Origin of the sequence: Bosea sp. 685, from assembly GCF_031884435.1 — a bacterium.
In the GTDB taxonomy this organism is placed as follows: Bacteria; Pseudomonadota; Alphaproteobacteria; order Rhizobiales; family Beijerinckiaceae; genus Allobosea.
In genome coordinates this window covers 2,228,639-2,254,460 of the sequence record NZ_CP134779.1, presented here as the reverse complement: position 1 = coordinate 2,254,460, position 25,822 = coordinate 2,228,639, and the positions used below count along the sequence as shown (strand labels likewise).

Annotated in this window: 22 protein-coding genes; 15 read left to right on the top strand and 7 right to left on the bottom strand. The window is 65.8% G+C overall.

Annotated features, from left to right (window positions below):
- Positions 1-256 precede the first annotated feature (256 nt).
- Together RMR04_RS12050 and RMR04_RS12045 are read left to right on the top strand one after the other, a co-directional pair.
- Positions 257-778, top strand: coding sequence for a MarR family transcriptional regulator (locus tag RMR04_RS12050; RefSeq protein ID WP_311914851.1), 522 nt, complete (start codon positions 257-259; stop codon positions 776-778).
- Positions 727-1,941: a glycosyltransferase gene (locus RMR04_RS12045; protein ID WP_311914850.1), complete on the top strand. Its 1,215-nt coding sequence runs from the start codon at positions 727-729 to the stop codon at positions 1,939-1,941. The genes RMR04_RS12050 and RMR04_RS12045 overlap by 52 nt, the downstream gene beginning before the upstream one ends.
- 42 nt (positions 1,942-1,983) lie before the next feature.
- Here the strand turns inward: RMR04_RS12045 and RMR04_RS12040 are convergent, their stop codons facing one another.
- On the bottom strand, positions 1,984-2,106 hold the full coding sequence (locus RMR04_RS12040; protein ID WP_311914849.1) for a hypothetical protein: 123 nt from the start codon (positions 2,104-2,106) through the stop codon (positions 1,984-1,986).
- 626 nt (positions 2,107-2,732) lie between these two features.
- Between RMR04_RS12040 and RMR04_RS12035 the strand changes: the two genes are divergently transcribed.
- The 4 genes from RMR04_RS12035 (at position 2,733) to RMR04_RS12020 (ending at position 7,109) form a co-directional block, all read left to right on the top strand.
- Positions 2,733-4,406: an acyl-CoA dehydrogenase family protein gene (locus RMR04_RS12035; RefSeq protein WP_311914848.1), complete on the top strand. Its 1,674-nt coding sequence runs from the start codon at positions 2,733-2,735 to the stop codon at positions 4,404-4,406.
- A gap of 66 nt (positions 4,407-4,472) precedes the next feature.
- Positions 4,473-5,303 carry an AraC family transcriptional regulator gene (locus RMR04_RS12030; protein ID WP_311914847.1) on the top strand — a complete coding sequence of 277 codons (831 nt, stop codon included), beginning with the start codon at positions 4,473-4,475 and terminating at the stop codon, positions 5,301-5,303.
- Between the two features lie 124 nt (positions 5,304-5,427).
- On the top strand, positions 5,428-6,153 hold the full coding sequence (locus tag RMR04_RS12025; RefSeq protein WP_311914846.1) for an alanyl-tRNA editing protein: 726 nt from the start codon (positions 5,428-5,430) through the stop codon (positions 6,151-6,153).
- On the top strand, positions 6,150-7,109 hold the full coding sequence (locus RMR04_RS12020) for a DMT family transporter (RefSeq protein WP_311914844.1): 960 nt from the start codon (positions 6,150-6,152) through the stop codon (positions 7,107-7,109). The genes RMR04_RS12025 and RMR04_RS12020 overlap by 4 nt, the downstream gene beginning before the upstream one ends.
- 138 nt (positions 7,110-7,247) lie before the next feature.
- Here RMR04_RS12020 and RMR04_RS12015 read toward each other — a convergent pair whose 3' ends face one another.
- A complete protein-coding gene (locus RMR04_RS12015) occupies positions 7,248-8,129 on the bottom strand; it encodes an energy transducer TonB family protein (protein WP_311914843.1) in 882 nt (293 codons plus the stop codon).
- An 881-nt stretch (positions 8,130-9,010) separates the two neighbouring features.
- On the opposite strand from RMR04_RS12015, the gene RMR04_RS12010 reads away from it, so the two are divergent.
- Positions 9,011-9,682: a helix-turn-helix domain-containing protein gene (locus tag RMR04_RS12010; RefSeq protein WP_311914842.1), complete on the top strand. Its 672-nt coding sequence runs from the start codon at positions 9,011-9,013 to the stop codon at positions 9,680-9,682.
- A gap of 9 nt (positions 9,683-9,691) precedes the next feature.
- Here the strand turns inward: RMR04_RS12010 and glpK are convergent, their stop codons facing one another.
- A complete protein-coding gene (gene glpK / locus RMR04_RS12005) occupies positions 9,692-11,194 on the bottom strand; it encodes a glycerol kinase GlpK (RefSeq protein WP_311914841.1) in 1,503 nt (500 codons plus the stop codon).
- Between the two features lie 335 nt (positions 11,195-11,529).
- Between glpK and RMR04_RS12000 the strand changes: the two genes are divergently transcribed.
- Genes RMR04_RS12000 through RMR04_RS11990 form a run of 3 tightly spaced genes read left to right on the top strand, consistent with a single transcriptional unit; the run spans position 11,530 to position 14,366 of the window.
- A complete protein-coding gene (locus RMR04_RS12000; protein WP_410492259.1) occupies positions 11,530-12,597 on the top strand; it encodes a Ppx/GppA phosphatase family protein in 1,068 nt (355 codons plus the stop codon).
- A 58-nt stretch (positions 12,598-12,655) separates the two neighbouring features.
- Entirely contained in the window at positions 12,656-13,390 is a 735-nt protein-coding gene (locus RMR04_RS11995) for an RlmE family RNA methyltransferase (RefSeq protein ID WP_311914839.1), read from the top strand.
- Position 13,391: 1 nt separating this feature from the next.
- On the top strand, positions 13,392-14,366 hold the full coding sequence (locus RMR04_RS11990; protein ID WP_311914838.1) for an aminoglycoside phosphotransferase family protein: 975 nt from the start codon (positions 13,392-13,394) through the stop codon (positions 14,364-14,366).
- Here RMR04_RS11990 and RMR04_RS11985 read toward each other — a convergent pair.
- The 3 genes from RMR04_RS11985 to RMR04_RS11975 all read right to left on the bottom strand — a co-directional run bounded on the left by RMR04_RS11985 (position 14,363) and on the right by RMR04_RS11975 (position 16,440).
- The gene (locus RMR04_RS11985; RefSeq protein ID WP_311914837.1) at positions 14,363-14,677 is read right to left on the bottom strand and encodes a HigA family addiction module antitoxin; all 315 of its coding nucleotides are present in this window, start codon (positions 14,675-14,677) and stop codon (positions 14,363-14,365) included. The two genes, RMR04_RS11990 and RMR04_RS11985, sit on opposite strands and share 4 nt — an antisense overlap.
- Positions 14,652-14,897, bottom strand: a complete 246-nt coding sequence (locus RMR04_RS11980; RefSeq protein ID WP_311915812.1) for a type II toxin-antitoxin system RelE/ParE family toxin — start codon at positions 14,895-14,897, stop codon at positions 14,652-14,654. Before RMR04_RS11980 ends, RMR04_RS11985 begins: the two co-directional genes overlap by 26 nt.
- A gap of 130 nt (positions 14,898-15,027) precedes the next feature.
- Positions 15,028-16,440, bottom strand: coding sequence for a MocR-like pyridoxine biosynthesis transcription factor PdxR (locus RMR04_RS11975; protein ID WP_311914836.1), 1,413 nt, complete (start codon positions 16,438-16,440; stop codon positions 15,028-15,030).
- A gap of 70 nt (positions 16,441-16,510) precedes the next feature.
- On the opposite strand from RMR04_RS11975, the gene RMR04_RS11970 reads away from it, so the two are divergent.
- On the top strand, positions 16,511-17,242 hold the full coding sequence (locus RMR04_RS11970; RefSeq protein ID WP_311914835.1) for a pyridoxamine 5'-phosphate oxidase family protein: 732 nt from the start codon (positions 16,511-16,513) through the stop codon (positions 17,240-17,242).
- Positions 17,243-17,297: 55 nt separating this feature from the next.
- On the opposite strand, the gene RMR04_RS11965 is transcribed toward RMR04_RS11970, so the two are convergent.
- Positions 17,298-18,737 carry an MFS transporter gene (locus tag RMR04_RS11965; RefSeq protein WP_311915811.1) on the bottom strand — a complete coding sequence of 480 codons (1,440 nt, stop codon included), beginning with the start codon at positions 18,735-18,737 and terminating at the stop codon, positions 17,298-17,300.
- Between the two features lie 319 nt (positions 18,738-19,056).
- Between RMR04_RS11965 and guaB the strand changes: the two genes are divergently transcribed.
- The 4 genes from guaB (at position 19,057) to RMR04_RS11945 (ending at position 25,733) form a co-directional block, all read left to right on the top strand.
- A complete protein-coding gene (gene guaB, locus RMR04_RS11960) occupies positions 19,057-20,550 on the top strand; it encodes an IMP dehydrogenase (RefSeq protein ID WP_311914834.1) in 1,494 nt (497 codons plus the stop codon).
- A gap of 180 nt (positions 20,551-20,730) precedes the next feature.
- Positions 20,731-21,141 (top strand): MAPEG family protein, encoded by a 411-nt coding sequence (locus RMR04_RS11955; protein WP_311914833.1) that lies wholly within the window; start codon positions 20,731-20,733, stop codon positions 21,139-21,141.
- 366 nt (positions 21,142-21,507) lie between these two features.
- Positions 21,508-22,590, top strand: a complete 1,083-nt coding sequence (locus tag RMR04_RS11950; RefSeq protein WP_311914832.1) for an efflux RND transporter periplasmic adaptor subunit — start codon at positions 21,508-21,510, stop codon at positions 22,588-22,590.
- Positions 22,590-25,733 (top strand): efflux RND transporter permease subunit, encoded by a 3,144-nt coding sequence (locus tag RMR04_RS11945; protein ID WP_311914831.1) that lies wholly within the window; start codon positions 22,590-22,592, stop codon positions 25,731-25,733. The genes RMR04_RS11950 and RMR04_RS11945 overlap by 1 nt, the downstream gene beginning before the upstream one ends.
- Positions 25,734-25,822: the final 89 nt, after the last annotated feature.

Genomic DNA, 25,822 nt, shown 5'->3' with positions numbered 1-25,822 from the left:
GTTTGAATTTCGAAACAGTTCAGATCTATCCACAGATCGCTAAAATCTTACACCTGCGACATCTTGGATGGCATGTGCTTTGCGTATAGGCTATTCGATGGTGGGATGGGATTCTCGGGGGACAGATTGCACATTTTGAAATCAGGCGGAGTAGGGAATGCATTCCAAACCGCACAGCGGCGATCAAATCCTAGGCAGGGCTTTCAACGGCGATCACAGGAGTCCGGCCAGACGAAGCGACGCAGACACTAATCCGATGCGCGGCTTGGTCTCCCAGCTCGACCTTGCTCGCATGATCGAGCGGGTCAGCCGGCGCTTCCTCGACTATTTGCGGCTCGAATTGACCAAACTTGGGGTCGACGACATCTCGCCGTCACAGGTGATGGTGCTGCTGACGATCGGTGCGGGCGAGATTGCGGTGCGCGACCTGCTCGACCGGGGCCACTATGTCGGGTCGAACGCGTCCTACAATCTCAAGCAGCTGGTCGAGAGCGGCTATCTCGATCGCGGCGCCTCGCCGCGCGACCGGCGCCTCGCCCGGATCTCGCTCTCGCCCAAGGGGCAGCTTCTCTGCGAGCGGCTGCGCCTGCTCGACGAGACCAGCCAGTTCGGCCAGAATCCGGAGATCGACCTCGAAACCGATCTTCAGACCACCCACGACACGCTGCGCCGCCTGGAACAATGGTGGAGCGATGCGTTGCGCTATGGAGGGGTCCTGCTCGCCTCATGCACATCTTATTCGTTCATCGTTCAGGATCAGGTCAATTTGCTCACCTGATCGCGCGCCTCGTCGCCGACGGCGCCGAGGTCACGCTCATCACCGAACGGGCCGAGCAGGAGCGCCCGGGCCTCAGGCAGGTGATCTATTCCGTCGGCGAGCCGTCGACGGCCCATGCCACCCTGGCGGCAACCGACTACCATGTCCGGACCGGCGAGGCCGTGGCGGCCGAACTTGCACGGCTGCGGCGCCACGATCCGCCCGACGCCGTCATCGGCCATATCGGCTGGGGCGGCCTGCTCTTCGCGAAGGATGCAATGCCGGGCGTGCCGCTGATCGGCTATTGCGAATATTACTACAACGGAGCCGGCTCGGATCTCGACTTCGATCCGTCTTCGCCGGTCTCCGATGCGGAGCGCCGGCGCATCCGCATGCGCAACGCAGCCCAGCTCGTCACGCTGGAGACGCTCGACGCCGCCTATGCGCCGACGCGCTGGCAACAGCTGCAATATCCCCGCAGCCTGCGTTCGCGCATCGCGATCTGCCATGACGGCATCGACATGACGGCATGCCACCCCAATCCGGACGCCAGCTTCACCTTGCCCGACGGGCGCAGGCTGCGGCGTGGCGATCCGATCGTGACTTTCGCGGCCCGCGATCTCGACCCCTACCGCGGTTATCCACAGTTCATGCGCGCAGCGGCTCTCGTCGCGCGCAAACGACCCGACACGATCTTCGTTGCGGTGGGCGGTGACGGACCCGGCTACGGCCGGCCGCGTCCGGACGGGCGGCCCTGGCGCCAGGCCATGCTGGAGGAGACCGAACTCGGCGCACAGATCGTCCATATCCCCTGGCTCGCCTATGAGGCGCTGATCCGGCTGTTCCAGGTCTCGGCCGCCCATGTCTATCTGAGCACGCCCTTCGTGCTGTCCTGGTCGGTTCTGGAGGCGATGGCCTGTGGCAGCCTCGTCATCGGCTCGCGCACGCCGCCGGTCCAGGAGGTGATCACGGATCGGGTCAACGGCCTGCTGGTGCCGTTCTTCGATGAAGCGGCGCTGGCCGGGACCATTCATGAGGCGCTTGAGAAGCAAGCCTCCTTCGCAGGGCTGCGCCAGGCGGCCCGCAACTCGGTCGTGGCGAAATACGATCTCCAGGCCTGCCTCGACCGGCAGCGCGGCCTGATCGCGCGCCTCGTCGCGCAGGACGACCTGCTCCTGGCGTGACGGGCTATCTGGCCTGACGGGCTATCAGGCCCTCTTGTCGCGCTATTGCAGCCGCCCCATCCCCGCCCGGCGGAACGTCATCGCCTCGGTGATGAAGCGCCCGCTGCGCACCGGCCTGAAGCCGGCCTCCTCCCAGCCATTGGCGGCCATGAGGCGTGCAACCATGTCATGTAGCCGCCGCAGGTGATCTTCGCGATCATCGTCCAGCCATTGGCCCCACCACTCTTCAATCAATCCGATCAAAGGCTCAAGTGAAGGAGCGCCCCCTTCCGCTGCGTATTGCAACGCAGCATTCCCGGCGGGGGAGGATATGATTTCCCAAATCTGGAGAGGTTCAGTTCCTCTCAACATCAATACAGACCCCTGATCGTGCCAGCCCCGCCAACCGGCTTCCTACGCTAGATTCAATACTAATTGAGGCCGCGACGGGATGCAAAGCGGGAAACCATCGCCATCGTTAGATTAGGTTACAGAACACAGAACCGGATACAACACCAACGGGCCATTCTCATAGTGTCTGACAGCTTGATCGGCCGCGATCCACATCATGGATCGCCGGCGATTGTTCACATATTGCCGGTCGGCGCGACGATGATAGAACTGAATTAATTCAGATTTTATTCAAATTTATCGATGCCCTGGAGCGAGCACGTCTTTGCGACCTCCCGGAAAGCGCCGCCCCTGAGGCCGCGCGGCTCCGGCAAGAGCGACCCCTCTTTGCAAATTTAGCCAATAACCATGCTCGCACGGGCCTACACTCCCCCGATCCATAGCGAAGGGGAGGATCGGGCATGCCGTCGATGATCGATGCGCGGATTTATCCGGCGACGACACATGAGGTCACGAACCAGTCCGGCGCTCTGACCGGCATCAATCTCTTCGAGGCGGACCGGATCCTGCGCGAGGCAGTCGATCGCGAAGGAGCGGGATGGGTTGCAGACCGCGCCTCAAGGCTCGGCGCCGCCGCTGGCGACCCGGAGATTCAGGAGCATGCCCATCTCGCCAACAAGCACGGCCCTACGTTGAAGAGCCATGACCGCTTCGGGCACCGGATCGATGCCGTCGAGTTTCACCCGAGCTACCACGCCTTGATGGGACTAGCCTTCGGGTCGGGCGTGCATTCCCTCGCCTGGACCGCCAAGCGGCCCGGCGCCCATGCCGCCAGGGCCGCGCTCAGCTATCTCTGGAACGAAATCGAGAATGGCGTCGGCTGCCCCACCGGAATGGCCTATTCGGCGATACCAAGCCTGCGCCTCGTGCCCGCCATTCGTACGATGTGGGAAGGCAAGGCTCTCGCGGAAGCCTATGATCCGCGCGCCATTCCCGCGACGGACAAGGCCGCCGTCACGATTGGAATGGCCCTGACCGAGAAGCAGGGCGGCTCGGATCTGCGGGCCAACACGACGCAGGCCATGCCGGTCGATGGCGGCGGAACCGGCGGCGAATACCGGCTGACCGGCCATAAATGGTTCTGTTCGGCGCCGATGAGCGACGCCTTCCTGACACTCGCCCAAACCGAGCAGGGGCCATCCTGCTTCTTCGTGCCGCGCTCATTGCCGGACGGGACGCGCAACCGCTTCTTCATCCAGCGGCTCAAGGACAAATGCGGCAACCGCTCCAACGCTTCGAGCGAGATCGAATATGACGATACCTATGCCGTCCTGCTCGGCGAGGAAGGGCGCGGCGTCCGGGCCGCGATCGAGATGGCCCATCTGACCCGGCTCGACTTCGCCATCGGCTCGGCCGGGCTGATGCGCTGGGCCTTGAACCTGACGCTGCACCATACGCATGGCCGCCGGGTCTTTCAGCGCGTGCTCGCCGACCAGCCATTGATGCGCAATGTGCTGGCCGATCTCTGCCTCGAATCGGAAGCCGCAACCGTGATCGCCTTCCGCCTCGCCCGCGCCGTGGACGAGAGCGCAGCAGGCTCGGAACAGGCCCGCCTCCTGGAGCGCATCCTCACCCCGGTTGCGAAATTCTGGAACTGCAAGCGCGTGCCGGCCTTCATCGCCGAAGCCCTCGAATGCCATGGTGGCAACGGCTTCATCGAGGAGCAGCCGATGGCGCGGCTCTATCGCGAGGCGCCACTGAATGGGATCTGGGAGGGTACGGGCAATGTCATCTGCCTCGACGTCCTGCGCGCCTTGCAGCGCGAGCCCGACTCTGTTGCGGCATTGCTCGATGAACTCGCCTTGGCGCGGGGCGTCGACCATCGTCTCGACACCGCGATCGATGCCCTGGAAGTCGAACTCTCCGACCCGCTCGAACTGGAGCACCGCGCGCGCCAGGTCACGGCGATGATCGCAACCGTCATGGAGGCTTCGCTGCTGGTGCGCCACTCGATCCCCGCCGTGGCCGATGCCTATCTCGCCTCGCGGCTGGACGGCTTGTCGAACCGGGCTTTTGGCAGCCTGCCGCGCGGGGTCGATGCTGCGGCGATCATCGCGCGGGCCCGGCTGCAATAGGCTGCTGAACGAGAGGTCGCGGCGGCGGCCGGCTTTGGTTATGCTGCGATCTGGGAGATTGGCGGTTTGGCTCGCATCGATACGCGCAACAGCTCACGTTACTGGCGGGATCCCCATGTTCCCGGCCTGAGCTGCCTTGCGGCCGATTTCACCAGCCACGAATACGCGCCGCATAGCCATGACGCCTTCGTCGTCGCGGTCACCGAGGCCGGCGGCTCGGAATTCAAGAGCCGCGGCTCGACCGAGGAGGCGAGCGCTGCCACGCTTCTGGTGTTCAACCCGGCCGAGCCCCATTCGGGACGCATGGGCTGGAGCAAGCGCTGGCGCTATCGCGGGCTCTATCTGAGTAAGCCCGCGATCGAGGCGGTGGGCCGTTCGCTCGGCATCGGAGCGACGCCCTATTTCACCGCCAACGCCTTCAGGGACGAGGCCCTCGTCGCCTCCTTCCTAGCCTTGCACCAGGCGCTCGACGACGGCCGCGACGCGCTGGAGGAGCATGAACTGCTCGTGAGCAGCTTCGGCGTGCTGTTCCGCCGCTATGGCAGCGGCGGCGAGCCCATTCCCGCCGCGCCGCGCGACCGGGAGCTCGCGGGCGTTGTCCAGGCGCTGATGAACGAGCGCTACACTGAAGAGTTCACACTCGACGAAATGGGCGCGGTCGTCGGCCTGACGCCGTTCCAGCTCATCGGACTGTTCAAGCGGGCGACTGGCCTGACGCCCCACGCCTATCTGACGCAGGTCCGGCTCAAGGCCGCATTCCGCGAGCTCAAGGCCGGCACGCCGATCGTCGAGGCCGCCCTCGCCGCCGGTTTCTGCGACCAGAGCGCGCTCAACAAGCACTTCAAGCGCTGCTTCGGCATCACGCCGCTGCAATGGCTGCGCGCGGCGCGGGGCTGAACGCCGCCGCGCAATTCCAGCCAATAGCGCCCGCCGCGATTCTGCCAGACTGCCCTGAACACCGGGCCGCCGGCTGCCGCTATGGAGCGATGGTCGCCGGCTCAAGCCTCAGGATATCAACGGCATGGCCCGCCACTACTGCCTCGACAATCCGGACATGTTCACGCTCACCACCGCGGTGACGGAAACAGCGCCCGGGCGTTTGCTCCTCGATGAAAGCCCGTTCTACCCGGGTGGTGGCGGGCAATTGCCCGATCGCGGTCTCCTGCGCTGGGCCGGCGGCGAGAGCCGTGTCGTCGGCTTCGAGGCGCAGGGAGGCAAGCTCTGGCACATCCTGGCGGAGCCCGTCGAACTGCCCGCGGGCCCGGTCGAGGCCGTCGTGGATCCGGTCTTCCGCCAGCTCATGCGCGAGCTCCACACCGGCCTCCATGTCGTCAACGCGCTGGTCTACCAGTCCTTCAACGGCGCGCTCGTCACCGGCGTCCAGATGAACGAGGACGGCAGCGCCCGGATCGATTTCGACCTGCCCGAGGCCGACAATGACCGCCTGCGCGCATTGGAGCCGGCGATCAACGACGTCATCAGGCAAAACCTGCCCGTCCGCGATGCTTACGTCACCGAAAGCGCGGCCTTCGACGAACCGGGCCTGATCCGCTCGCGCTCGGTCGCGCCACCTCCTGCCTCCGACGGCACGATCCGCGTGGTCGAGATCGTGGGGCTCGACCGCCAGGCCTGCGGCGGGACCCATCTCGCCACGACCGGGGCGTCACGCCCGATCCGCATCCTCAAGATCGACAACAAGGGCCGCCACAACCGCCGCCTGCGCATCGGCCTCGATGGTGCGGCATGACACATCCCGTCCCGGGACTCGCCGCTCGCCTCTGGGCGCGTCCTGCGCTTCTGCTGTGGCTGCCGCCCTTGTTCTGGGCCGGCAACCTCGTGCTCGGCCGGGCGCTCGGGCCGACCTTCCCGCCGGTCTCGCTCGCCGTCGGGCGCTGGCTCGTGGCGTTCGTCGTGCTCGCCCCTTTCGTGGCGCGGCGCGCCTATGAGCAGCGGCAGCTGCTGCGTCAGCACGCTCTCCTTATTCTCGCCTGCGGAGCCTTCGGCGTCGCCGGCTACAATGCACTGGGCTACCTCGCCCTCCAGACCGTGCCGGCGGCCAGCGTCGCCTTCCTGAACTCGACCTTGCCGCTGATGGTGCCGCTCGCCGCCTTCGCGCTCGGTGTCGAGCCCGTGCGGCCCAAAACCCTGTTCGGCATCGCCCTCTCCTTCCTGGGCGTCACCTGGATCGTGTCGCGCGGCGATCTTGGCAGCCTCGGGCATCTCTCGCTCGGCGGCGGCGAGATCCTGGTCCTGATCGCGGTTGCGAACTACGCGCTCTACTCGGTCCTGATCCGGCGCAAGCCCGCCGCGCTTGACCCGCTCGTCTTCCTCGCCGCGACGATGGTGACGGGCTTGCTCGTGCTGATGCCGTTCTGGGTGACTGAGCTCGCCCGCGGCGCGACGATCCCGCTCGACGCAGGCTCGATTGCCGCCGTGCTCTATATCGGCGTCTTCGCCTCGCTCCTGGCCTTCGTGCTCTGGAACCGTTGCGTCGCCATGCTGGGAGCAACCGTCACCGGCGCGTCCTTCCACCTCGTCGCGCTGTTCACGGCGACGCTCGCCTTCCTGCTGCTGGGCGAGCCCGTCCGCTCGTTCCATCTCATCGGGATCGTGCTGATCTTGGCAGGCTTTGCCGTCGCGACCGCCAGCCGGCAAGCCCCCGGTCCCCGGCTTGGCCGGGCCGACAGCCCCTCCCCGCCCTGACCTTCAGGCGAGCCGAAACCGACGAGAGCGTTTTCGAGCGAAGTCGTCGCCGGCTCGCGTGAATAAAACGCGTCAAAACAAAGGGTTAGATCTGTTGAACGATCCAATTGGATCGGAATCGGCTCTAGATTCGCCAACTCAGCGCGAGAACCGGACCGGCACGGCCAGAGTGATCGTCCCGCCGCCGACGCCCTGCGGCGGCGCCGGCACCGGGCTCGCCCGCCGGACCATCGCGACGGCCTCCTCGTCGAGGATCGCATCGCCCGAGGAACCCGCCAGGCGCGCCGAGAGCACGCGCCCGCCGCGATCAATGCTGAAGGCGACCTGCACCGTGCCGGGGCTCGCCCCGCCGGGGAAGCGCTTGTAGCGGTTGAGATGGGCGATCAGCGTGCCGCGCCAGCTCGCCGGCGACACCGACGGCGTGGAGGCAGCCCCCGCCGAGGGCGCGGCCATGCTGGGCGCTGTCTGGGCCTGTGCGCTCGGCGGCGCGGATGTCTGGCGCATCTGCGGGCGGTCGGGCTCGATCGGCTTGCGCCTCTCGGCCACGCGCGGCTTCGGCGGAGGCGGCTTGCGCTGCACCACCGGGCGCGGCGGCGGTGGCGGCAGCACCACCGGAGCATCGGCGATCTGCGGCGCCTCAGGCAGCTTGATCTCGGGCTCGGGATGCACCACCGGCAGCGGAACCTCCGGCGTCGGCTCGACCGGCTTCACCGCCGGCTCAGGCTCGGGCGGCGTCTCCTCGGGCGGCTTCTCGACGACCTGTTCAGGTACAGGCTCCGGCTGGGCCTCGACCATTTCGGGACCGGGAGCGACCTCCTGCGGCGGCGCTTCGGGTGCGACCGCGATCGGCGCGAGTTCGATCATCACGGCCGCCGGCGGCTCACCCACCGCGGCCTCGGCCTGCTGCCAGTTCAGGATCGTCCAACCGGCCCCGGCATGGGCGCCGACGACGACGAGCGCCGCCACGCTCCAGCGCAGGGCGCCCGGCCAGAAGCGCGAGATGTTCACATCGCGACCCATGCCCACATCACGACCCAAGCTCATGGCCGCCGCATCGACGCTGCGCGGCAATCCAGATCGCAACGCGCCTGCTCGCAACGGCCGGCCTTGGCCTGCCGGTTCGCTTCCAGGCGGATGATACGATTCCTGCGATCCATCGCGGAGTCTGGTCCCAATCGTCAGCGCCCTGGGTCCTTACGGTCCCGTTGCGGCTTAAATCCGACACGGCCGAGCGGAGGGCGCATATCCAAGAAACGGCTCGCTCACCCCAAAACGGGCTGGCTGTGAAGGCTCGGACATTGCCGAACCACGCGCAATCCGCGTGGTCACGGCAACTCGGCGGCACTGCGACGTGCCATAGCAAATCGAAATTTCTTCTGCAACAACAGTAGTTTATATCGATTCCAGAGAAGCCTGGAATTCCGAACCGGACACTGCACAGGCCTGCGCGCAACACAGCCCGGCGCCCGTTCAATGCAGGGGACGGCCGCGCGCCCTTGCAAGCCCATCAACTACGCCCCCGCAATCCCCTCCTCGGCACGGTGGGGCGGACAGGCAAACCATGGAGCGCTCCGGAAGGAACCTGCCTCCATCCCTGCAAAATAGGCCTGCGCCCAATGCTGCAACGCATGACGAAAGGCGATGCTGCAACCGTGATGAGGTAGCGCAACGCAGGATTGATATTATACCTGCATAAATGAATCGCGGGCTTTCCGAACACGCTCGAAATCTTCGAAAAGTGAAGATGTCTACTCTATATAACCAATTTCTGACTACTGATCTGACAGATCTGCCGCGGCGGCCGCGGCGGCATCATTGCAGCGCGTCGCGGCCGGCGGTCTGGGCCAACTTCTCGCCGGATCGAATGAAGCTCGGCCAGGCAAAACGTCACGAGCATGATGATGCCTGACATCGCCATATCGGCGCTGAGGACATTCGCCATGTTCTCCGGCGCACAGGAAGCCACGCTGCGCGATCTCGCGCCAAGCTGCATCTTTCAGTCCTTTTCGGCCGGCATCGAGATCAACCAGGTCGGCCAGGTTCCGCGCTACATCTACTGCCTGCGCTCCGGCTCCATCGAAGCCTGGGCCCGGTTGAACGATGCCGAAACCATCCTCGCCACGACAACGGCGCCGATGGTGTTCGAGGTCGCCGCGACCATGCGAAATCAACCCGCCGCGTTGTCGATCGTCACGCGTGAGGCTTGCGAAGCCATCGCCATCGAAGCGGCGGCCTTCCTGAAGGCGGTGCGCGACGACCAGTCCGTCTGCAACGCCGCGCTGGTTCATGTCTCGGGGACCTATCTGGCGATGACGCACCGGCTTCTCGATCAGAAGCTGCGGACGGCGGAACAGCGGCTCTCGCAATGGATTCTGGCCGAGATGGACCCGAGCGGTCGCTCCGCGACCGTCGAGATCGTCTTCTCGAAACGCGCCCTGGCCTATGAACTCGGCATGTCCCCGGCCAATCTGTCGCGGCTGTTCAATGTCCTGCGCGAGCACGGCATCGCGGTCGACGGCAAGACCATGACCATCACCGACCTCAAAAAGCTCGAGGCATTGGCTCAAGGCTGAGAGTGGAGCTCACGCTCCACTCAAGGTCCGGCGCACGCTGTCGCGCCAACCTGCGACCTTACGCTCCCGCTCGCTCCCGGCCATCGCCGGCGAGAAACGCCGGTCGAGCCGCCAGAGATCGGCGAAACGATCGGGCTCCGGCAGCAGCCCCGCATCCAGCCCGGCGAGATAGGCCGCGCCCAGCGCCGTGGTCTCCAGCACCGAGGGGCGATCGACGGCGAGGTCGAGAATGTCAGCCAGCCGCTGCATCGTCCAGTCCGAGGCCACCATGCCGCCATCGACACGCAATACCGACTGGCCCTGCCCCGCTGCCGGCCAGTCGGCCCGCATCGCCTCGATCAGGTCGAGTGTCTGGTAGCAGACGCTTTCGAGCGCAGCCCGGGCGAATTCGCGCGGACCGCTGTTGCGCGTCAGTCCGAACATCGCGCCGCGCGCCTGCGCATCCCAATGCGGCGCGCCAAGGCCGACGAAGGCCGGCACCAGATAGACCTCCTGCGCCGGATCGGCCGCTTGCGCCAGGGGCCCGGTCTCGCTCGCCTTTTCGATGATGCCGAGCCCGTCACGCAGCCATTGCACCGCCGCTCCCGCGATGAAGATCGAGCCCTCCAGCGCATAGGTTCGTTCGCCGCCGAACTGGTAGGCAATGGTGCTGAGCAGCCGGTGCTTCGAGGCAACCGGCGCAGCCCCCGTATTGAGCAAGGCAAAGCAGCCCGTGCCATAGGTCGACTTCACCATGCCGGGCGAGAAGCAGGCCTGCCCGATCGTCGCCGCCTGCTGGTCCCCAGCGATGCCGCGCACCGGGATCGGCTTGCCGAAATGCTCCGGCGCGCTCTCGCCAAACAGCGCGGCGCAATCCTTGACCTCGGGCAGGAGCGCTGCTGGAACCCCAAACAGCGCCAGCAGCTCCGCATCCCAGGCGCCGCGCCTGATGTCGAACAGCATGGTGCGCGCGGCATTGGTCGCGTCGGTCGCATGCACCGCCCCACCGGTCAGCCGCCAGAGCAGGAATGAATCGACCGTCCCGAAGGCGAGTTCCCCGGCCTCCGCCCGGCGGCGGGCGCCTGGCACATTGTCGAGCAGCCAGGCGATCTTGGTCGCAGAGAAATAGGGGTCGATCCGCAAGCCCGTCCGCTCGGCGACAAGCGCCTCATGCCCTGCCTCGACCAACTTCGCGCAAGCGTCCGCCGTGCGCCGGTCCTGCCAGACGATGGCGCGGTGGATAGCGTGGCCCGTGCTGCGGTCCCAGACCAGCGTGGTCTCGCGCTGATTGGTGATTCCGATCGCAGCGACATCGCCCGCACTGAGGCCCGCCTTCGCGATCGCCTCGCGACAGGTCGCCAGCACACTCTCCCACAGGTCTTCCGGCTCATGCTCGACCCAGCCCGAGGCAGGGAAATGTTGCGTGAATTCCTGCTGGGCGCTGGCGACGGCGCGCAATCCCTCATCGAACAGAATCGCGCGCGAGGAGGTCGTTCCCTGGTCGATCGCGAGGATATGGCGTGCTGCGCCCATGAGGCTTCCGTCCCTGCCCAGTTGATGATCGACTTGCCGCGACCTGCCCGCAGACTGGCCGAAACCGGGAGCGCGCGGCAAGAGCATGATGGACAGCATGATGGCCGGGGTCGACTGCGGCGAAAGGTTCCGCTTGGCACTGCCATCGTGCTGTTGTTACGCTCGCTTCCGAAGCAAGCGGCCGGGCGTGTTGTCCGGCTCCCGCCGCGGCGTGAAAGCGCCTGCGGGCGGTCAGGGGATTGGAAGCGGTGGCGGTGGAGGACCGGCAAGAGCAAGGTGTCGCGACCATGGCGCCGGTGCAGGCCCATAGCGTCGATTCGCTCATGATCGGCGCGATGCCCCGTGACGTGATGCCCCATGACACGATGCCTCATGACACGCTCGCCCCCTTGCCCGTGCACGCCTATGCGCAGCGCCCGCCCGCCGCCACCTATGCCGCGCTCGACCTCGGCACCAATAACTGCCGCCTGCTGATCGCCAGGCCCGCGCAGCACGGCTTTCGCGTCGTCGACGCCTTTTCGCGCATCGTCCGGCTCGGCGAGGGCTTGGCCGCGAGCGGCAAGCTCGGCGAGGCGGCGATGGATCGCGCCGTCGAGGCGTTGAAGGTCTGCCAGACCAAGATGACGAATCGCGGCGTCACCCGCGCCCGGTTGGTGACGACGGAAGCCTGCCGCGCCGCGACCAACGGGCTCGAATTCGTCCGCCGCGTCGCGGACGAAGCCGAGCTCGAACTCGAGATCGTCGACCAGCGCACCGAGGCCTCGCTCGCAGTCTCTGGCTGCGCCGCGCTCGCCGACCCGGCCGCCGAAGGCGTCATCGTCTTCGACATCGGCGGCGGCTCGACCGAGATCATCTGGATGGGCGGGCGCAACGAGGCGCGTGATCCAGCCGCGCGTATCCGCGAATGGGCTTCGCTGCCGATCGGTGTCGTCACAGTCGCCGAGCGCTATGGCGGTGTCGATGTCGATCGCGCCCTCTTCGAGCGCATGGTCGAGGATTGCACGCAGGCGCTGGAGCCCTTCGCGAAGAAGGCCTCGGCAGTGCGCTGCGCCAAGAGCTTCCATCTGCTCGGCACCTCGGGCACCGTGACCACCGTCGCCGGCATCCATCTCGGCTTAGCCCGCTATGATCGCCGCGTCGTCGATGGTTTATGGATGCGGCAGGAAGATATCCTGACGGTCATCGACCAATTGGTCGAGATGGACTATGCCGCTCGGGCGGCGAATGCCTGCATCGGCCGTGAACGCGCCGATCTGGTGCTCGCGGGCTGCGCCATCTTCGAGGCGATCCGCCGGGCCTTTCCGAGCGACCGCGTCCGCATCGCCGATCGCGGCCTGCGCGAGGGCATCCTGCTCAGGATGATGCACGAGGATCGCGCCTGGTGGCGGCGCAGGCAGGCATGAGGCCGGCACGACGATGAAAGCTGGCTGAGCGCCGGCAAAAGGATATGGGCGAACAGCCATGAGTGTCGGCAAACTGGGTGGCAAATCGAATGTCGCCGGAGCCCGCGACCTGCGGGTCAAGGTCAAGAAGGCGGGGAAGCTCAAGCATTCCTCGCAGCTCTGGCTCGAGCGCCAGCTCAACGACCCCTATGTCAAGCGGGCCCGCGAGCTCGGCCATCGCTCGCGCGCCGCCTTCAAGATCGAGGAGATGGACGACCGCTACAAGTTCCTCAAGACGGGACAGAGGCTGATCGATCTCGGCTGCGCCCCCGGCGGCTGGTGCCAGATCGCAGCCAAGCGCATCGGCCTCGAACAGGGCAAGGGCCGCATCGTCGGCATCGATCTGCTCCATGTCGATCCGATCCCCGGCGTCGATCTGATCGAGATGGACTTCATGGCAGAGGAGGCCCCCGCCCTCCTGACCGAACGCCTTGGCGGGCGCGCCGACGGCGTGATGTCCGACATGGCGGCCAACACCACCGGCCACAAGAAGACCGACCATCTCAAGATCATCGCGCTGGCCGAGGCCGCGCTCGAATTCGCCAACGACATCCTGGCGCCGGGCGGCTTCTTCCTGGCGAAGCTCTTCCAGGGCGGCGACAGCGCCGAATTGCTCAAGCAGCTCAAGCGCGATTTCACATTGGTGCGCAACGTCAAGCCAGCGGCAAGCCGTCCCGACTCCTCGGAGCTTTACGTGCTGGCGACGGGATTTCGGCGCAAGCCTGAACCCAGCGACGCAGCGCCGACCGCCTGAGATGACGGGCCTTCCCTTGTTGGAGACCGGGCAGGCTTTCGCGGCCTGGCGTAGGGACACGGTACGCTGGTTGCCGGCAGCGCTCGACATCGCGCGCAGCCATGGCCTGCCTGCGAACGATCCTCATATCTTTGCCACGGGCACCAATCTCGTCCTGGGTCTCGGCCCAGATCTCGTCCTGAAGATCTTTCCCCCGGCCCTCAGGAGCCAGTTCATCTCCGAGCGCGCGACGCTGAAGCAATTGCGCGGACGGCTCGAGATCCCGACGCCCGAGATCGTCCTCGAAGGCGAGCGGGATCAGTGGCCCTATCTCGCAATGACCCGCCTCAGTGGCACGCTTGGCTCAGAAGTCTGGCCCGTTTTGCCCGAAAGCTGGAAGGAAACCGTTCTCCGTCAGATCGGCGAGACGATCGCTCAGGTCCAGCGGGCACCGATCGGCGAGCTCGCGCTCCTCGAGCCCGGCTGGGCCGAGTTCATGTCCCGGCAGATCGCCGGCTGCCGGGCGCGCCAGATCCGCCTCGGATTACCGGAGAAATATTGGGACGAACTCGACGCGCTGGTCGCCGCCGCCTCGTCCCTGATCCCGATGAATACTGCCCCCGTCATCTTGACCGGCGAATATATTCCCGAGAATTTCCTGCTTGAGCCCGCGGGTGACGGCTGGCAGCTCGCCGGCCTCTTCGATTTCGGAGACGTCCTCGCCGGCTGGGGCGAATATGATCTTCTGGGCCCCAGCGCCTTCATGACCGAGGGGCGGCCGGGCCGCGTGCGCAACCTGCTGCAGGGTTTCGGCTATTCGCCCGCCGAGATCGATCCGGCCCTGACGCGGCGATTATTGACGCTGACCTTCCTGCATCGCGCCAGCGATCCCATGAGCAAGATCGCCATCCCGGGCTGGCATCACAAGGCGGCGACCTTGGCTGAGCTTGAACGCATGCTGTGGCCGCTCGACGCCATGGTTCATGACAGCCTCTAGGCCGCGCGGGGCGTGATCGCAGCCAGAGTCGCCCCGATCGCGCGCTTCGCCTCCATCAGGTCGTAGTCGATCTGCAGCCCGAGGAAGAACCCGTCCGACATGCCGAAATAGCGCGCAAGCCGCAGATCGGTGTCAGCCGTTACCGCGCGCTTGCCCAGAACGATCTCGTTGATGCGCCTGGGCGACACCCCGATCGCATGCGCCAGGGCCGTCTGGCTGAGGCCCATCGGTCTTATGAACTCGTCCAGGAGGATGCTCCCAGCATGCGGGTTCAGCAGCAGGTCTTTAGTGGTAATCGACGATTTCGACATCGGCGGGCCCTCCTTCTGTCCAGCGGAAGCAAATCCGCCACTGCTGGTTGATCCGGATAGAATGCTGGCCGGCGCGATTGCCCCGCAGCAGTTCGAGGCGGTTGCCGGGCGGCACTCTCAAATCGTCGAGGTGCTTGGCGCGATTGAGCAAGCGCAGCTTGACCAGTCCCGTCGCCTGAATGTCCGGCGGAAGCCGCCGCGACCGCTCGCCATCCCAGATCCTCGCAGTCTCGCAGTCTCGCTATCCCGGAAGCTGACGATCATAAGCAAGTATAACGCATAACGTTATGCGGTCAAAGAAATCTGTTCGCGGCAGTCTCCGGCGCGAGTTGCTGCCGGTCGGAGCTCGTTCATTGCAGGAGCGCATCGAGCCTGGCCGCCGCGGCGCGCAATTCGCCATCCGCAAACCCAGAAAATCCCAGAACCAGCCCCTGCTGTGGTTGAGCCGTTACGAACATCGATGACAGCGCCCGCGCGCCAACGCCTGCCGCCTTCGCGGCCGCGACGATATCGACATCGCAGCGCGCGGATGTGAGCTTCGCCACCAGATGCAGCCCCTGCTCCGGCACGGTCACATCCAGAACGCCAGCGCGGCAAGCCTGAAGTCCCGCCACCAGCGCATCGCGTGCCGCATGGACCCGCCGGCGGCTGCGGCGCAGATGCGCGGCGAAATGGCCCTCGTTCAGCAGATCCGCCAGCGCGCCTTCGGCCAGGCTCGGCGGATGCCTGTCCGTGCGAGCGCGCAGCTCGAGCACAGCATCGAGCAGCGGCTCCGGCACAACGGCGTAGCCCACCCTCAACCCCGGGAACAGTACTTTTGAGAAGGTGCCGAGATAGGCGACCCGGCCCGAGGCGTCCATGCCCTGCAAGGCGGTGAGAGGCGGCCCGGCATAGCGGAACTCGCTGTCGTAGTCGTCCTCGATGACCCAGGCCTCGTTGCGCCGCGCCCATTCGATCAGGGCCAGGCGGCGGCGCATCGTCATCGTGATGCCAAGCGGAAACTGATGCGAGGGCGTGACGTAGACGGCCCGCGCCCTTGGGCAGAGCGCCTCGCCGAGAACGGGATCCAGCCCCTCGGAATCGACGGGTACGCCGACGACATGGCCGCCGGAATTGGCGAGCGCCGCATGCGCCATGGGATAGCAGGGATCCTCGATCCAGACGGCGTCGCCTGGGCGGATCGCGGCGCGGATCAGCAGATCGAGCCCCTGCTGGGAGCCGGAGGTCACGATGATCTGCTCCGCATCGCAGCGGACGCCCCGCGCCGAGCGGAGATAAGAGGCGATGGCTTGGCGAAGCGCGAGCCCGCCGCGCGGATCGCCATAGTGGAAATGCTCCGGCCCCGGCCGGGCCAGACGCCTGGCCAGCAGGCTCCGGAACACCCGCAGCGTCCGCGCATCGAGTGTGGCTACGCCGAGAGCGCAAGGCAGAGGCGGCGAGACCTCGAGATCCGGCCCGCGATCCATGACGGCCGCCACCGGCAAATGCGGAACCTGCGGCGCGACGAAGGTTCCGGCGCCGATCCTGGCCTCGGCAAAACCATCGGCCGTCAGCATCTCGAAAGCCGCGACCGCCGAAGCACGCGAGAGGCCAAAACGCCGTGCAAGATCGCGCGTCGTCGGCAGCTTGGCCCCTGCCGGCACGAGCCCGGCTTCGATCAATCGCCTGATGGCCGCGTAGAGCTCCCTGGTGCGAGGGCCCTCGCCCGGCAGCACGGGCATGAGCGCCGACCAGTCCGGCAGATTGGTTGGCTTTTTCAGCACAGGATTGGTTCTTTTATGAGCCAATATCATGCCGCAGATTGCACAGGCACGACAGAAGGATGCAAGTACAGTGACCGATACTCAGATCGACGAAGCCTTCCCCATCACAAGCCGCAACCGCGTGAAGCGCCTGCATGAACGCGGCAGCTACGACCGGGCCGCCGTCTTCGCGATCCTCGATGCGGGGCTTCTGTGCCACGTCGCCTATGTGCTCGACGGCCAGCCCTACTGCACCCCGACGATTCACTGGCGCGAGGACGATGTCCTCTACTGGCATGGCTCCTCGGCCAGCCGCATGCTGCGCCACCTGCGCGCGGGAACGCCGGCCTGCCTGACAGTTTCCCATCTCGACGGCCTCGTGCTGGCGCGATCCGGCTTCAATCATTCCGCCAACTACCGCTCGGCGATGTGCTTCGGCACGGCACGGATCATCGACGATCCCGAGGAGAAGGCGCATGCGCTGCTGGGCGTCGTCAACCGGTTCTATCCCGGCCGGGCCGAGACACTGCGCCCGATCAGCACGCAGGAGACCAAGGCCACGATGGTCATCGGCATGCGCATCGAGGATGCCTCGGCAAAAACCCGCGCCAAGGGCGTGGGCGACGACGAGGAGGATTATGATCATCCCGTCTGGGCAGGCGTGATCCCGGTCAGAACAGTTGTCGGCGCCGAGGAGCCCTGCCCGCGATTGCTGCCGGGTCTGTCGCGGCCGGAGAGCCTGTCAGCCTACGGCGAAGGCGCGCGGCTGGACGAAGCTCTCGCGGAGACCCAACGTCTCTATGAGCGCGAGCCCGAGCATTAGGAGGAAGCGTTCTTGTCGCGAACGCCCGGAGCGAAGCCCCCGGCGGTGAACCTCGCTACTCCAGCGACTTCTGGTCCGCCATCACCTCCGCCGTCGCCTTGCGCGCGCTGAACGGAGCGTGGCCCGAGACCTCCGCACCGGCGTCGGGCGCGAGCCGCGCCATCCAGAACACCGACGAGGCCGAAACCAGCCCGACCAGCGCGAAGGCCGGCCAGAAATCGCCCGCTCCGAGCGCCTTGCCGCCATTGAAGGCATTGGCCGTCTCGAGCGCGAAGGCCCCGATGGTGACGCCGACGCTCAATGACAATTGCTGGGCGACACTGGAGAGGCTGGTCGCGCTCGACATCTCCCGATTGGAGACGTCGGCATAGCTCAACGCGTTGATGCCGGTGAATTGCAGCGAGCGGAAGCAGCCGCCGATCAGCAGGACCGAGAGCATCAGCCAATGCGGCGTCAGCGGTGTGAACAGACCCGACGCCGCCAGAAAGGCCGCCCCGAACAGCGCATTGACCGCCAGCACGTTGCGGAAGCCGAAGCGCGCCAGGATCGTCCTGGCGAGCGTCTTCATGATCAGCGCACCGGCGGCCGAGGCGAAGGTGATCAATCCCGATTGCAAGGCGTCGAGACCGAAGCCGAGCTGCAGCATCAGCGGCAGCAGGAAGGGAATTGCGCCTATGCCAGTGCGAAAGATCGAGCCGCCGATCACGCCGATGCGGAAGGTCGGAATCCGCAGCAGCGACAAATTGAGCACGGGATAGGCGACCTTGCGCGCGTGGAACCAGTAGGCGGTCAGCGCCAAGACTCCGCCCGCGATGCAGGCATAGGAGACCGCCTCCGGCACCAGATGGCGCCCGCCCGTGGCCAGGCCCAGCATCAGGCTGGCAAAGCCGAAGGAGGACAGAATGAAGCCGCGAATGTCGAGCGGCGCGACATCCTCCTCGCGTATATCCTCGAAGAACAGGCTCGACAGCACGATGCCGACGAGACCGATCGGGATATTGATGAAGAAGATCCAGCGCCAGTCAAAATAGGTGGTGATAAAGCCGCCCAGCGGCGGGCCGACGACGGGGCCGACCAGCGCCGGCACGGTGAGATAGGCAAGCGCGCTGACGAGCTCCGATTTCTCGACGCTGCGCAGGATCACGAGCCGGCCGACTGGCACCATCATCGCCCCGCCCATGCCCTGGATGAAGCGCGCTCCGACGAAGGCCCCGAGCGAATTCGACAAGGCGCACAGCACCGAGCCGACCATGAAGACACAAAGCGCCGCCCTGAAGACCGTGCGCGCGCCATAGCGGTCTGCCATCCAGCCCGAGATCGGGATGAAGACGGCGAGGCTGACGAGATAGGAGGTCAGGGCCAGCTTCAGCGCGATCGGATCTTCGCCCAGCGATTGCGCGATCACCGGCAGCGAGGTCGCGATCACCGTGGAGTCGGTGTTCTCCATGAACAGCGCACAAGCGACGATCAGGGGCAGGAGCTTGGCGCGCTGAATCAAGACGGAAGACCCTCAAGAGGAGGCCGGACGATTTCGGGAACCATATGGAGCAGAACGCAACGGAAACATAGCTCCCGAGGAGCCGGATTGGTGGGAAGCCGAATTGCTTTCAGGTCATAACGGCGCGCCCGGCCAAGGTGGCAGCCGAGCCTCGACTGACGGCGACGCATCGCTGCCTTGCGTCGCCGTCCGGGTGTTTTTCAACAACGGCCCTAGCGGCGGCGTCACACGCATGATAACGGGCCTCGTCAACCCGATCACGGCTCCCCCGCCCGATCTTGAAAACAGGCCGCTCGATCCGGCCCCGGAGTTGACGATGGCATTCCCGACTGACGGCCTCATTCGCGACGGTTTGACCTTCGACGACGTGCTGCTTGAACCCGGCCCGTCCGAGGTCATGCCGGCCGATGTCGATATCTCGACCAAGCTCACCAAGACGATCTCGCTGAACCTGCCGATCATCGCCTCGGCCATGGACACGGTGACGGAAGCCAGGATGGCGATCGCGATGGCGCAGGCCGGCGGCCTCGGCGTCATCCATCGCAATCTGGAGGCCGACCAGCAGGCCGCCCAGGTCCGCCTCGTCAAGAAGTTCGAATCGGGGATGATCGCCAATCCGATCACGATCTATCCCGACGAGACGCTCGCCGACGCGCTCGGATTGATGAAGCAGAACGGCATCTCCGGCATTCCGGTGGTCGAGCGCGGGCCGCAGGGTCACAAGGGCAAGCTCGTCGGCATCCTGACCAACCGCGATGTCCGCTTCGCCGCCAACCCTGAGCAGCCCGTCGCCGAATTGATGACCAAGGACCGGCTGATCACGGTGCGCGAGGGCGTCGATCAGGACGAGGCGCGCCGCCTCCTCCACCAGTTCCGCATCGAGAAGCTCCTGGTCGTCGACGACCATTATCGCTGCATCGGCCTGATCACCGTCAAGGACATGGAGAAGCGGGTCGCCCACCCCAACGCTGCCAAGGATTCGCATGGCCGCCTTCTGGTCGCGGCTGCGACGACGACGGGCGATCTCGGCTTCGAGCGTTCGGAGATGCTGATCGACGCAGGCGTCGACATCATCGTCGTCGACACCGCCCATGGCCACTCCGCCAAGGTGCTGCAGGCGGTGACGCGGGTGAAGAAGCTCTCCAACGCCGTGCAGATCATCGCCGGCAACGTCGCCACGGCCGGCGGCGCCCAGGCGCTGATCGACGCCGGCGCTGATGCGATCAAGGTCGGCATCGGCCCGGGCTCGATCTGCACCACCCGCATCGTCGCCGGCGTCGGCGTGCCCCAGCTCACCGCCGTGATGGACGCAGCCTCCGCCGCGCAGAAGCTGGGCATCCCGGTCATCGCCGATGGCGGAATCAAATACTCAGGCGATCTCGCCAAGGCATTGGCGGCAGGGGCTTCTTGCGCCATGGTCGGCTCGCTCTTGGCGGGCACGGACGAGACGCCCGGCGAAGCCTTCCTCTATCAGGGCCGATCCTACAAATCCTATCGCGGCATGGGCTCGGTCGGCGCGATGGCGCGCGGCTCGGCCGACCGCTACTTCCAGCAGGACATCAAGGACGCGCTCAAGCTCGTGCCCGAGGGCATCGAGGGCCAGGTCGCCTATAAGGGCCCGGTCTCCAGCGTCCTGCACCAGCTCGCTGGGGGCCTGCGCGCCGCCATGGGCTATGTCGGCGGCAAGGATCTCGCCGACTACCAGGCGAAGGCCCGCTTCATCCGCATCACCAGCGCGGGCCTGCGCGAGAGCCATGTCCACGACGTCACCATCGTGCGCGAGAGCCCGAACTATCCGACCCGTTCTTGAGCGCAAGAGCAGGATGCGAAAAAGTGGGAACCGGTTTTTCGCAATCGATCCTGCTCTCACTTTTGGATGAGAGACGGATTCAGATTTCAGCTGGGATCGCTCTGTGATCCCAGCTGAAATCATCCGGCCCTGGCACAGCCTGTGCCGTAGTCTCATGAAAACCGGGAACGGGAGCGCGCGATGACGTTGAAACTGGTCTACCCCACATTGGCGATGATCCTGTGGATCTTCGTCGTGCTCGTCATCGTCTTCCTGCGCCGCCAGGCCGCCTTCAAGAGCAAGCAGGTGCGCCTGGCCGATATCGCCGTCTCCGCCGAGGGCTATCCCGAGCCCGCCCGGCTGGCGGCGGCGAACTTCTCGAACCAGTTCGAGACGCCGGTCGTCTTCTTCGCGCTGATCATGCTGGCGATGGAGGTCGGCGCGAGCGGCTATGCGATGGCGGGGCTGGCCTGGGCCTTCGTCGCCACCCGCATCGTCCACACATTGATCCATGTCGGCTCGAACGCGATGAAGCCGCGCGCCGGCGTGTTCGCGCTCGGCGTGCTGATCCTGTTCCTGATGTGGATCGGGGTGGTCCTCGCCGTCGTCTGAGACGACGCACGCCAGAGGCGATCCGCGAGCCTGATATATCCCGCTTGGACGCCTGTCACATCCTCGCTACATGCCGCGATAAACCGTGTTTACAGCTTGCGCACCTGACCCAGCGTCGGCATGCTAAATGCTTGCGGCGGTAGCGGTTTGGGGACAACCGTTTGGTTGGGTGCAGAGGCTCGTCCTCCCTCTGGCGCAAGGCTTGACATGGCAGTTCTGACTTTTGGGCGCGTGGCTCTTTTGGCCGTTGTCGGCGCCGTTGGCGCAGGCGCGGGTCTTCATTATGCCGGCAAGCCAGCACCATGGCCTCTCGACAAGATACCTTACGGCAAGGTCATACCACCTCTGACGGAAGCCACGCAGCCCGTGCAGCGCGCAGCAGCCCCGCAACGGCCGCCGGTGACGATCGTCACTGCCAAGGCCGAGCGGATGCCGATGCCCGTGCGGCTCGATGCCATCGGCACGGTGCAGACGCTCTCGGCCGTCACGGTGCGCTCCCGCGTCGAAAGCCAGATCATGGAGGTCGGCTTCAAGGACGGCGATTACGTCAAGAAGGGCGACCTGCTCTTCCGGCTTGATTCCCGCCAGCTCGAAACGCAGCTCAGGCAGGCCGAGGCGAATGTCGTGCGCGACAAGGCCTCGTTGGTCTCGGCCGAGGCCGATCTGCGCCGCGCCGAGGAACTCGCCAAGCGCGACTTCGCCACCGACCAGCGGCTCGAGACGGCGCGCGCCGCGGCCGCGACCTTGCGGGCCTCGATCCGCGGCGGCGAGGCGGCAGTCGACGGGCTGAAAGTCCAGCTCAGCTACTACACCATCATCTCGCCGGTTTCGGGCCGCATCGGCGTCGCGGCGCTGAAGGAAGGCAATATCGCCAAGGTCGGCGATACCTCCGGCGCCTTGGCGACGATCAACCAGATCGACCCGATCTATGCCAGCTTCGCCCTGCCCCAGCGCTATCTGCCGGAAATCCGCGCCGCGATGAACGCCAACACGGCCACGGTCCTGGCGACGCAGCAGGGCGTGGCCAAGGGCGTCGAGGGCAAGATCGCGGTGGTCGACAACACGGTCGACGCCACCACCGGAACGATCCAGCTGCGCGCCATCTTCGACAATGCAGCCGAGATGCTCTGGCCGGGCGCGCTCTGCCAGGTCCGCGTCACCTTGCGCGTCGAGCCCGAGGCGCTGACCGTACCGCGCGAGGCGGTCCAGAACGGCCAGAACGGTCCCTTCGTCTTCGTCGTCGAAGACAACATCGCCAAAGCGCGCACCGTCGTGCTCGACCGCACCGTGGACGGGCGCGTCGTGCTCGCCTCGGGCCTGAAGGGCGGCGAGGCTATCGTCGTCGACGGCGCGCTGCTGCTGACCGACGGCGCCCGCACGATCGAGCGCAATCGCGGCGGCCAGCAAGTGCCGAGCAACCAGACCTCTCAGCGCGGGAGTGCCGGCTGATGAACCTGCCCGAGGCCTGCATTCGTCGTCCGGTGATGACGACGTTGATCATGGCGACCTTCCTGATCTTCGGCTTCTTCGCCTTCAAGCAATTACCGGTCGCGGCGCTGCCGCGGGTCGATTTCCCGACGATCAATGTCAGCGCCCGCATGCCGGGCGCAAGCCCGGAGACGATGGCCTCCTCGATCGCGGCCCCGCTCGAGCGCGAATTCGCCTCGATCTCCGGCATCAACTCGATGTCCTCGGTCTCACAGCAGGGCTCGACCTCGATCACGCTGCAATTCGACCTCAACCGCAATATCGACGGTGCGGCGCTCGATGTGCAGGCGGCGCTCAGCGCCACCGCCCGGCGCCTGCCGCCGGAACTGCCGACGCCGCCAAGCTTCAGGAAGGTCAATCCGGCCGACACGCCGATCCTGTTCATGGTGCTGACCTCGGCAACCAAGCCGCTCTATGAAGTCCATGAGTTCGGCGAGAACGTGCTGCAGCAGCAGATCTCGCAATTGCCGGGCGTGGCCCAGGTCAACATCTTCGGCGCGCAGAAATACGCCGTCCGCATCAAGGTCAATCCCGACGCCGTCTCGGCGCGCGGGCTTGCCCTCTCCGATGTCCGCAACGCCGTCGCCGCCGCCAATTCGAATTCGCCGGTCGGCACGCTGAACGGCGAGAACCAGCGCCTGACGCTGGGGGCCACCGGCCAGCTCGAACGCGCCAACGAATACGGCAATCTGATCGTCGCCCAGAAGAACGGCACACCGATCCGGCTTTCGGACATGGCGACCGTCTACGACTCCGTCGAGAACGACCAGACCGCGAGCTGGTACAATGGCCAGCGCTCGATCCTGCTCGCCGTGTTCCGCCAGTCGGATGCCAACACCGTCGATGTCGTCGACAGCATCAAGGCCCGGATCGAGAGCTACCGCTCCCAGCTTCCCGCCGCGATCGAACTCCACGCCCTCAACGACCGTTCGATCCCGATCCGCGAAGCGGTGGAAGACGTCGAGTTCTCGCTCGTCGTCGCCATCGCCCTGGTGATCATGGTGATCTTCCTCTTCCTGAAGAGTCTGGCTGCAACCGTCATCCCGACGCTGGCGCTGCCGATCTCGCTCGTCGGCACCTTCGCGGTGATGTATGCGCTGGGCTATTCGCTCGACAACATCTCGCTGCTGGCGCTGACGCTCGCCGTCGGCTTCGTCGTCGACGACGCCATCGTCATGCTGGAGAACATCATCCGGCATATCGAGATGGGCAAGAAGCCGTTCCAGGCGGCGCTCGACGGCTCGCGCGAGATCGGCTTCACCATCCTGTCGATTACTATCTCACTGGTCGCGGTCTTCATTCCCGTCTTCTTCATGGGCGGCATCGTCGGCAAGGTCTTCGTCGAGTTCGCCGGCACGATCTCGGCCTCGATCATCGTCTCGGGCTTCGTCTCACTGACGCTGACGCCGATGCTGTGCGCGCGCTTCCTCAAGGCGCATGACCACCACAAGAAGCCCAATATCGTCGAACGCGTCTTCGAGGCCGGGTTCCAGGGCATGCTGAACGGCTATCGCTGGACCCTGGACTGGGTCCTGAGGGCGCGCGTGCTGATGCTCGTCTTCACCCTGGCGACGGTCTACATCTCGGCACAAATGTATGCCTCGATCCCGAAGGGCTTCTTCCCGACCGAGGATACCGGGCTGTTGCGCGGCTCGACTGAAGGTCCGCCTGATACCTCCTTCGAGGCCATGGCCGAGCGCCAGCAGCGCATCGCCGAGATCGTCAAGGCCGATCCCGCGGTCGACTATCTGAACTCCAATATCGGCGGCTTCAACGCCACCAGCAACGGCTTCATGTTCATCTCGCTGAAGCCGAAGCAGGAGCGCGACAAGGCCGATGTCGTGATCGCCCGGCTCAGGCGTGCGACCTCGGAGGTCCCCGGCATCACCGCGGTGTTCCAGCAGGTCCAGAATATCAACCTGAATTCGGGCCGCTCCTCGCGCGCGCAATATCTCTATTCGCTGCAAGGTCCGGATCTGAACCAGATCTTCACCTACGCACCAATGATGCAGCAGCGGCTCTCCCAGATCCCGCAATTGCGCGACGCCAATATCGACCTGCAACTGCGCAACCCGCAGCTTTCGATCGACATCGACCGCGAGCGCGCCGCCAGCCTCGGCATCACCAGCGACCAGATCCGGCAAGCGCTGGGCAACGCCTTCGGCTCGCGCCAGATCGCGACGATCTTCACCCCGGCGACCGATTATCAGGTCATCATGGAGGCCGACCGCATCTACCAGCAGGACCCAGGCGTGCTCTCGCGCCTGCAGCTCAAGGCCGCAAACGGCCTCAACGTGCCGCTGGAATCGGTCGCGACGATCAAGCCGAGCGTCGGCCCGCTGGCGGTCAACCGCATCTCGCAACAGCCGGCGGTGACGATCTCGTTCAACACCGCGCCGGGCATCTCGCTCGGCGACGCGGTCAACGCCATCCGGGCGGCCGAGCGCGACGTCAACCTGCCCAGCACCATCGTCACCAGCTTCGCAGGCTCCGCCCAGCTCTTCCAGGATGCGCTGAAGGGCCAGGGCCTGCTGATCTTCGCCGCGATCCTGGTGATCTACATCATCCTCGGGATCCTCTACGAGAGCTTCATCCATCCCATCACGATCCTGTCCGGCCTGCCCTCAGCCGGTCTCGGCGCCCTGCTCGCGCTCCAGTATTTCGACCTGGACCTCTCGGTGATCGCGATCATCGGCATCCTGATGCTCGTCGGCATCGTCAAGAAGAACGCGATCATGATGGTCGATTTCGCGATCGAGCGGCGCAAGATGGGCGACGACGCGCTCAGCGCCATCCGCGAGGCGGCGCTTGTGCGTTTCCGGCCGATCATGATGACGAGCTTCGCGGCGATCTTCGGCGTGCTGCCGATCGCGCTCGGCCATGGCGCCGGCGCCGAATTGCGCCAGCCCCTCGGCATCGCCGTCGTCGGCGGCCTGATGGTCTCGCAATTGCTGACGCTCTACATCACCCCCGTCGTCTATTTCTATCTCGACAAGGTCGACAGCTGGCTCTCTGGCCGCGATCGGCGGGAAAGCCAGCAGGACATGCTCGTACCTGGCGTCCCCGTGGCGGTGCCCCAGGCCGTCCACAAGCCGGAACTCTGAGGCAAAAGGCGATATTCGCCTCTGTTTGCCTGCCTCCCACGATCCGAAGGGCGCGCTGCGTTAAGCATCGCGCCCATTTTCCGTGCGCT

Coding starts and splice junctions, on each gene's coding strand:
- RMR04_RS11995 (WP_311914839.1), top strand. CDS start 12,656: ATGAGTGTCGGCAAACTGGGTGGCAAATCGAATGTCGCCGGAGCCCGC.
- RMR04_RS12015 (WP_311914843.1), bottom strand. CDS start 8,129: ATGGGTCGCGATGTGAACATCTCGCGCTTCTGGCCGGGCGCCCTGCGC.
- RMR04_RS12025 (WP_311914846.1), top strand. CDS start 5,428: ATGGCCCGCCACTACTGCCTCGACAATCCGGACATGTTCACGCTCACC.
- guaB (WP_311914834.1), top strand. CDS start 19,057: ATGGCATTCCCGACTGACGGCCTCATTCGCGACGGTTTGACCTTCGAC.
- RMR04_RS11945 (WP_311914831.1), top strand. CDS start 22,590: ATGAACCTGCCCGAGGCCTGCATTCGTCGTCCGGTGATGACGACGTTG.
- RMR04_RS11985 (WP_311914837.1), bottom strand. CDS start 14,677: ATGTCGAAATCGTCGATTACCACTAAAGACCTGCTGCTGAACCCGCAT.
- RMR04_RS12010 (WP_311914842.1), top strand. CDS start 9,011: ATGCCTGACATCGCCATATCGGCGCTGAGGACATTCGCCATGTTCTCC.
- RMR04_RS12020 (WP_311914844.1), top strand. CDS start 6,150: ATGACACATCCCGTCCCGGGACTCGCCGCTCGCCTCTGGGCGCGTCCT.
- glpK (WP_311914841.1), bottom strand. CDS start 11,194: ATGGGCGCAGCACGCCATATCCTCGCGATCGACCAGGGAACGACCTCC.
- RMR04_RS11990 (WP_311914838.1), top strand. CDS start 13,392: ATGACGGGCCTTCCCTTGTTGGAGACCGGGCAGGCTTTCGCGGCCTGG.
- RMR04_RS11955 (WP_311914833.1), top strand. CDS start 20,731: ATGACGTTGAAACTGGTCTACCCCACATTGGCGATGATCCTGTGGATC.
- RMR04_RS12045 (WP_311914850.1), top strand. CDS start 727: ATGCACATCTTATTCGTTCATCGTTCAGGATCAGGTCAATTTGCTCAC.
- RMR04_RS12040 (WP_311914849.1), bottom strand. CDS start 2,106: ATGGTTGCACGCCTCATGGCCGCCAATGGCTGGGAGGAGGCCGGCTTC.
- RMR04_RS12050 (WP_311914851.1), top strand. CDS start 257: ATGCGCGGCTTGGTCTCCCAGCTCGACCTTGCTCGCATGATCGAGCGG.
- RMR04_RS12000 (WP_410492259.1), top strand. CDS start 11,530: ATGCCCCGTGACGTGATGCCCCATGACACGATGCCTCATGACACGCTC.
- RMR04_RS12035 (WP_311914848.1), top strand. CDS start 2,733: ATGCCGTCGATGATCGATGCGCGGATTTATCCGGCGACGACACATGAG.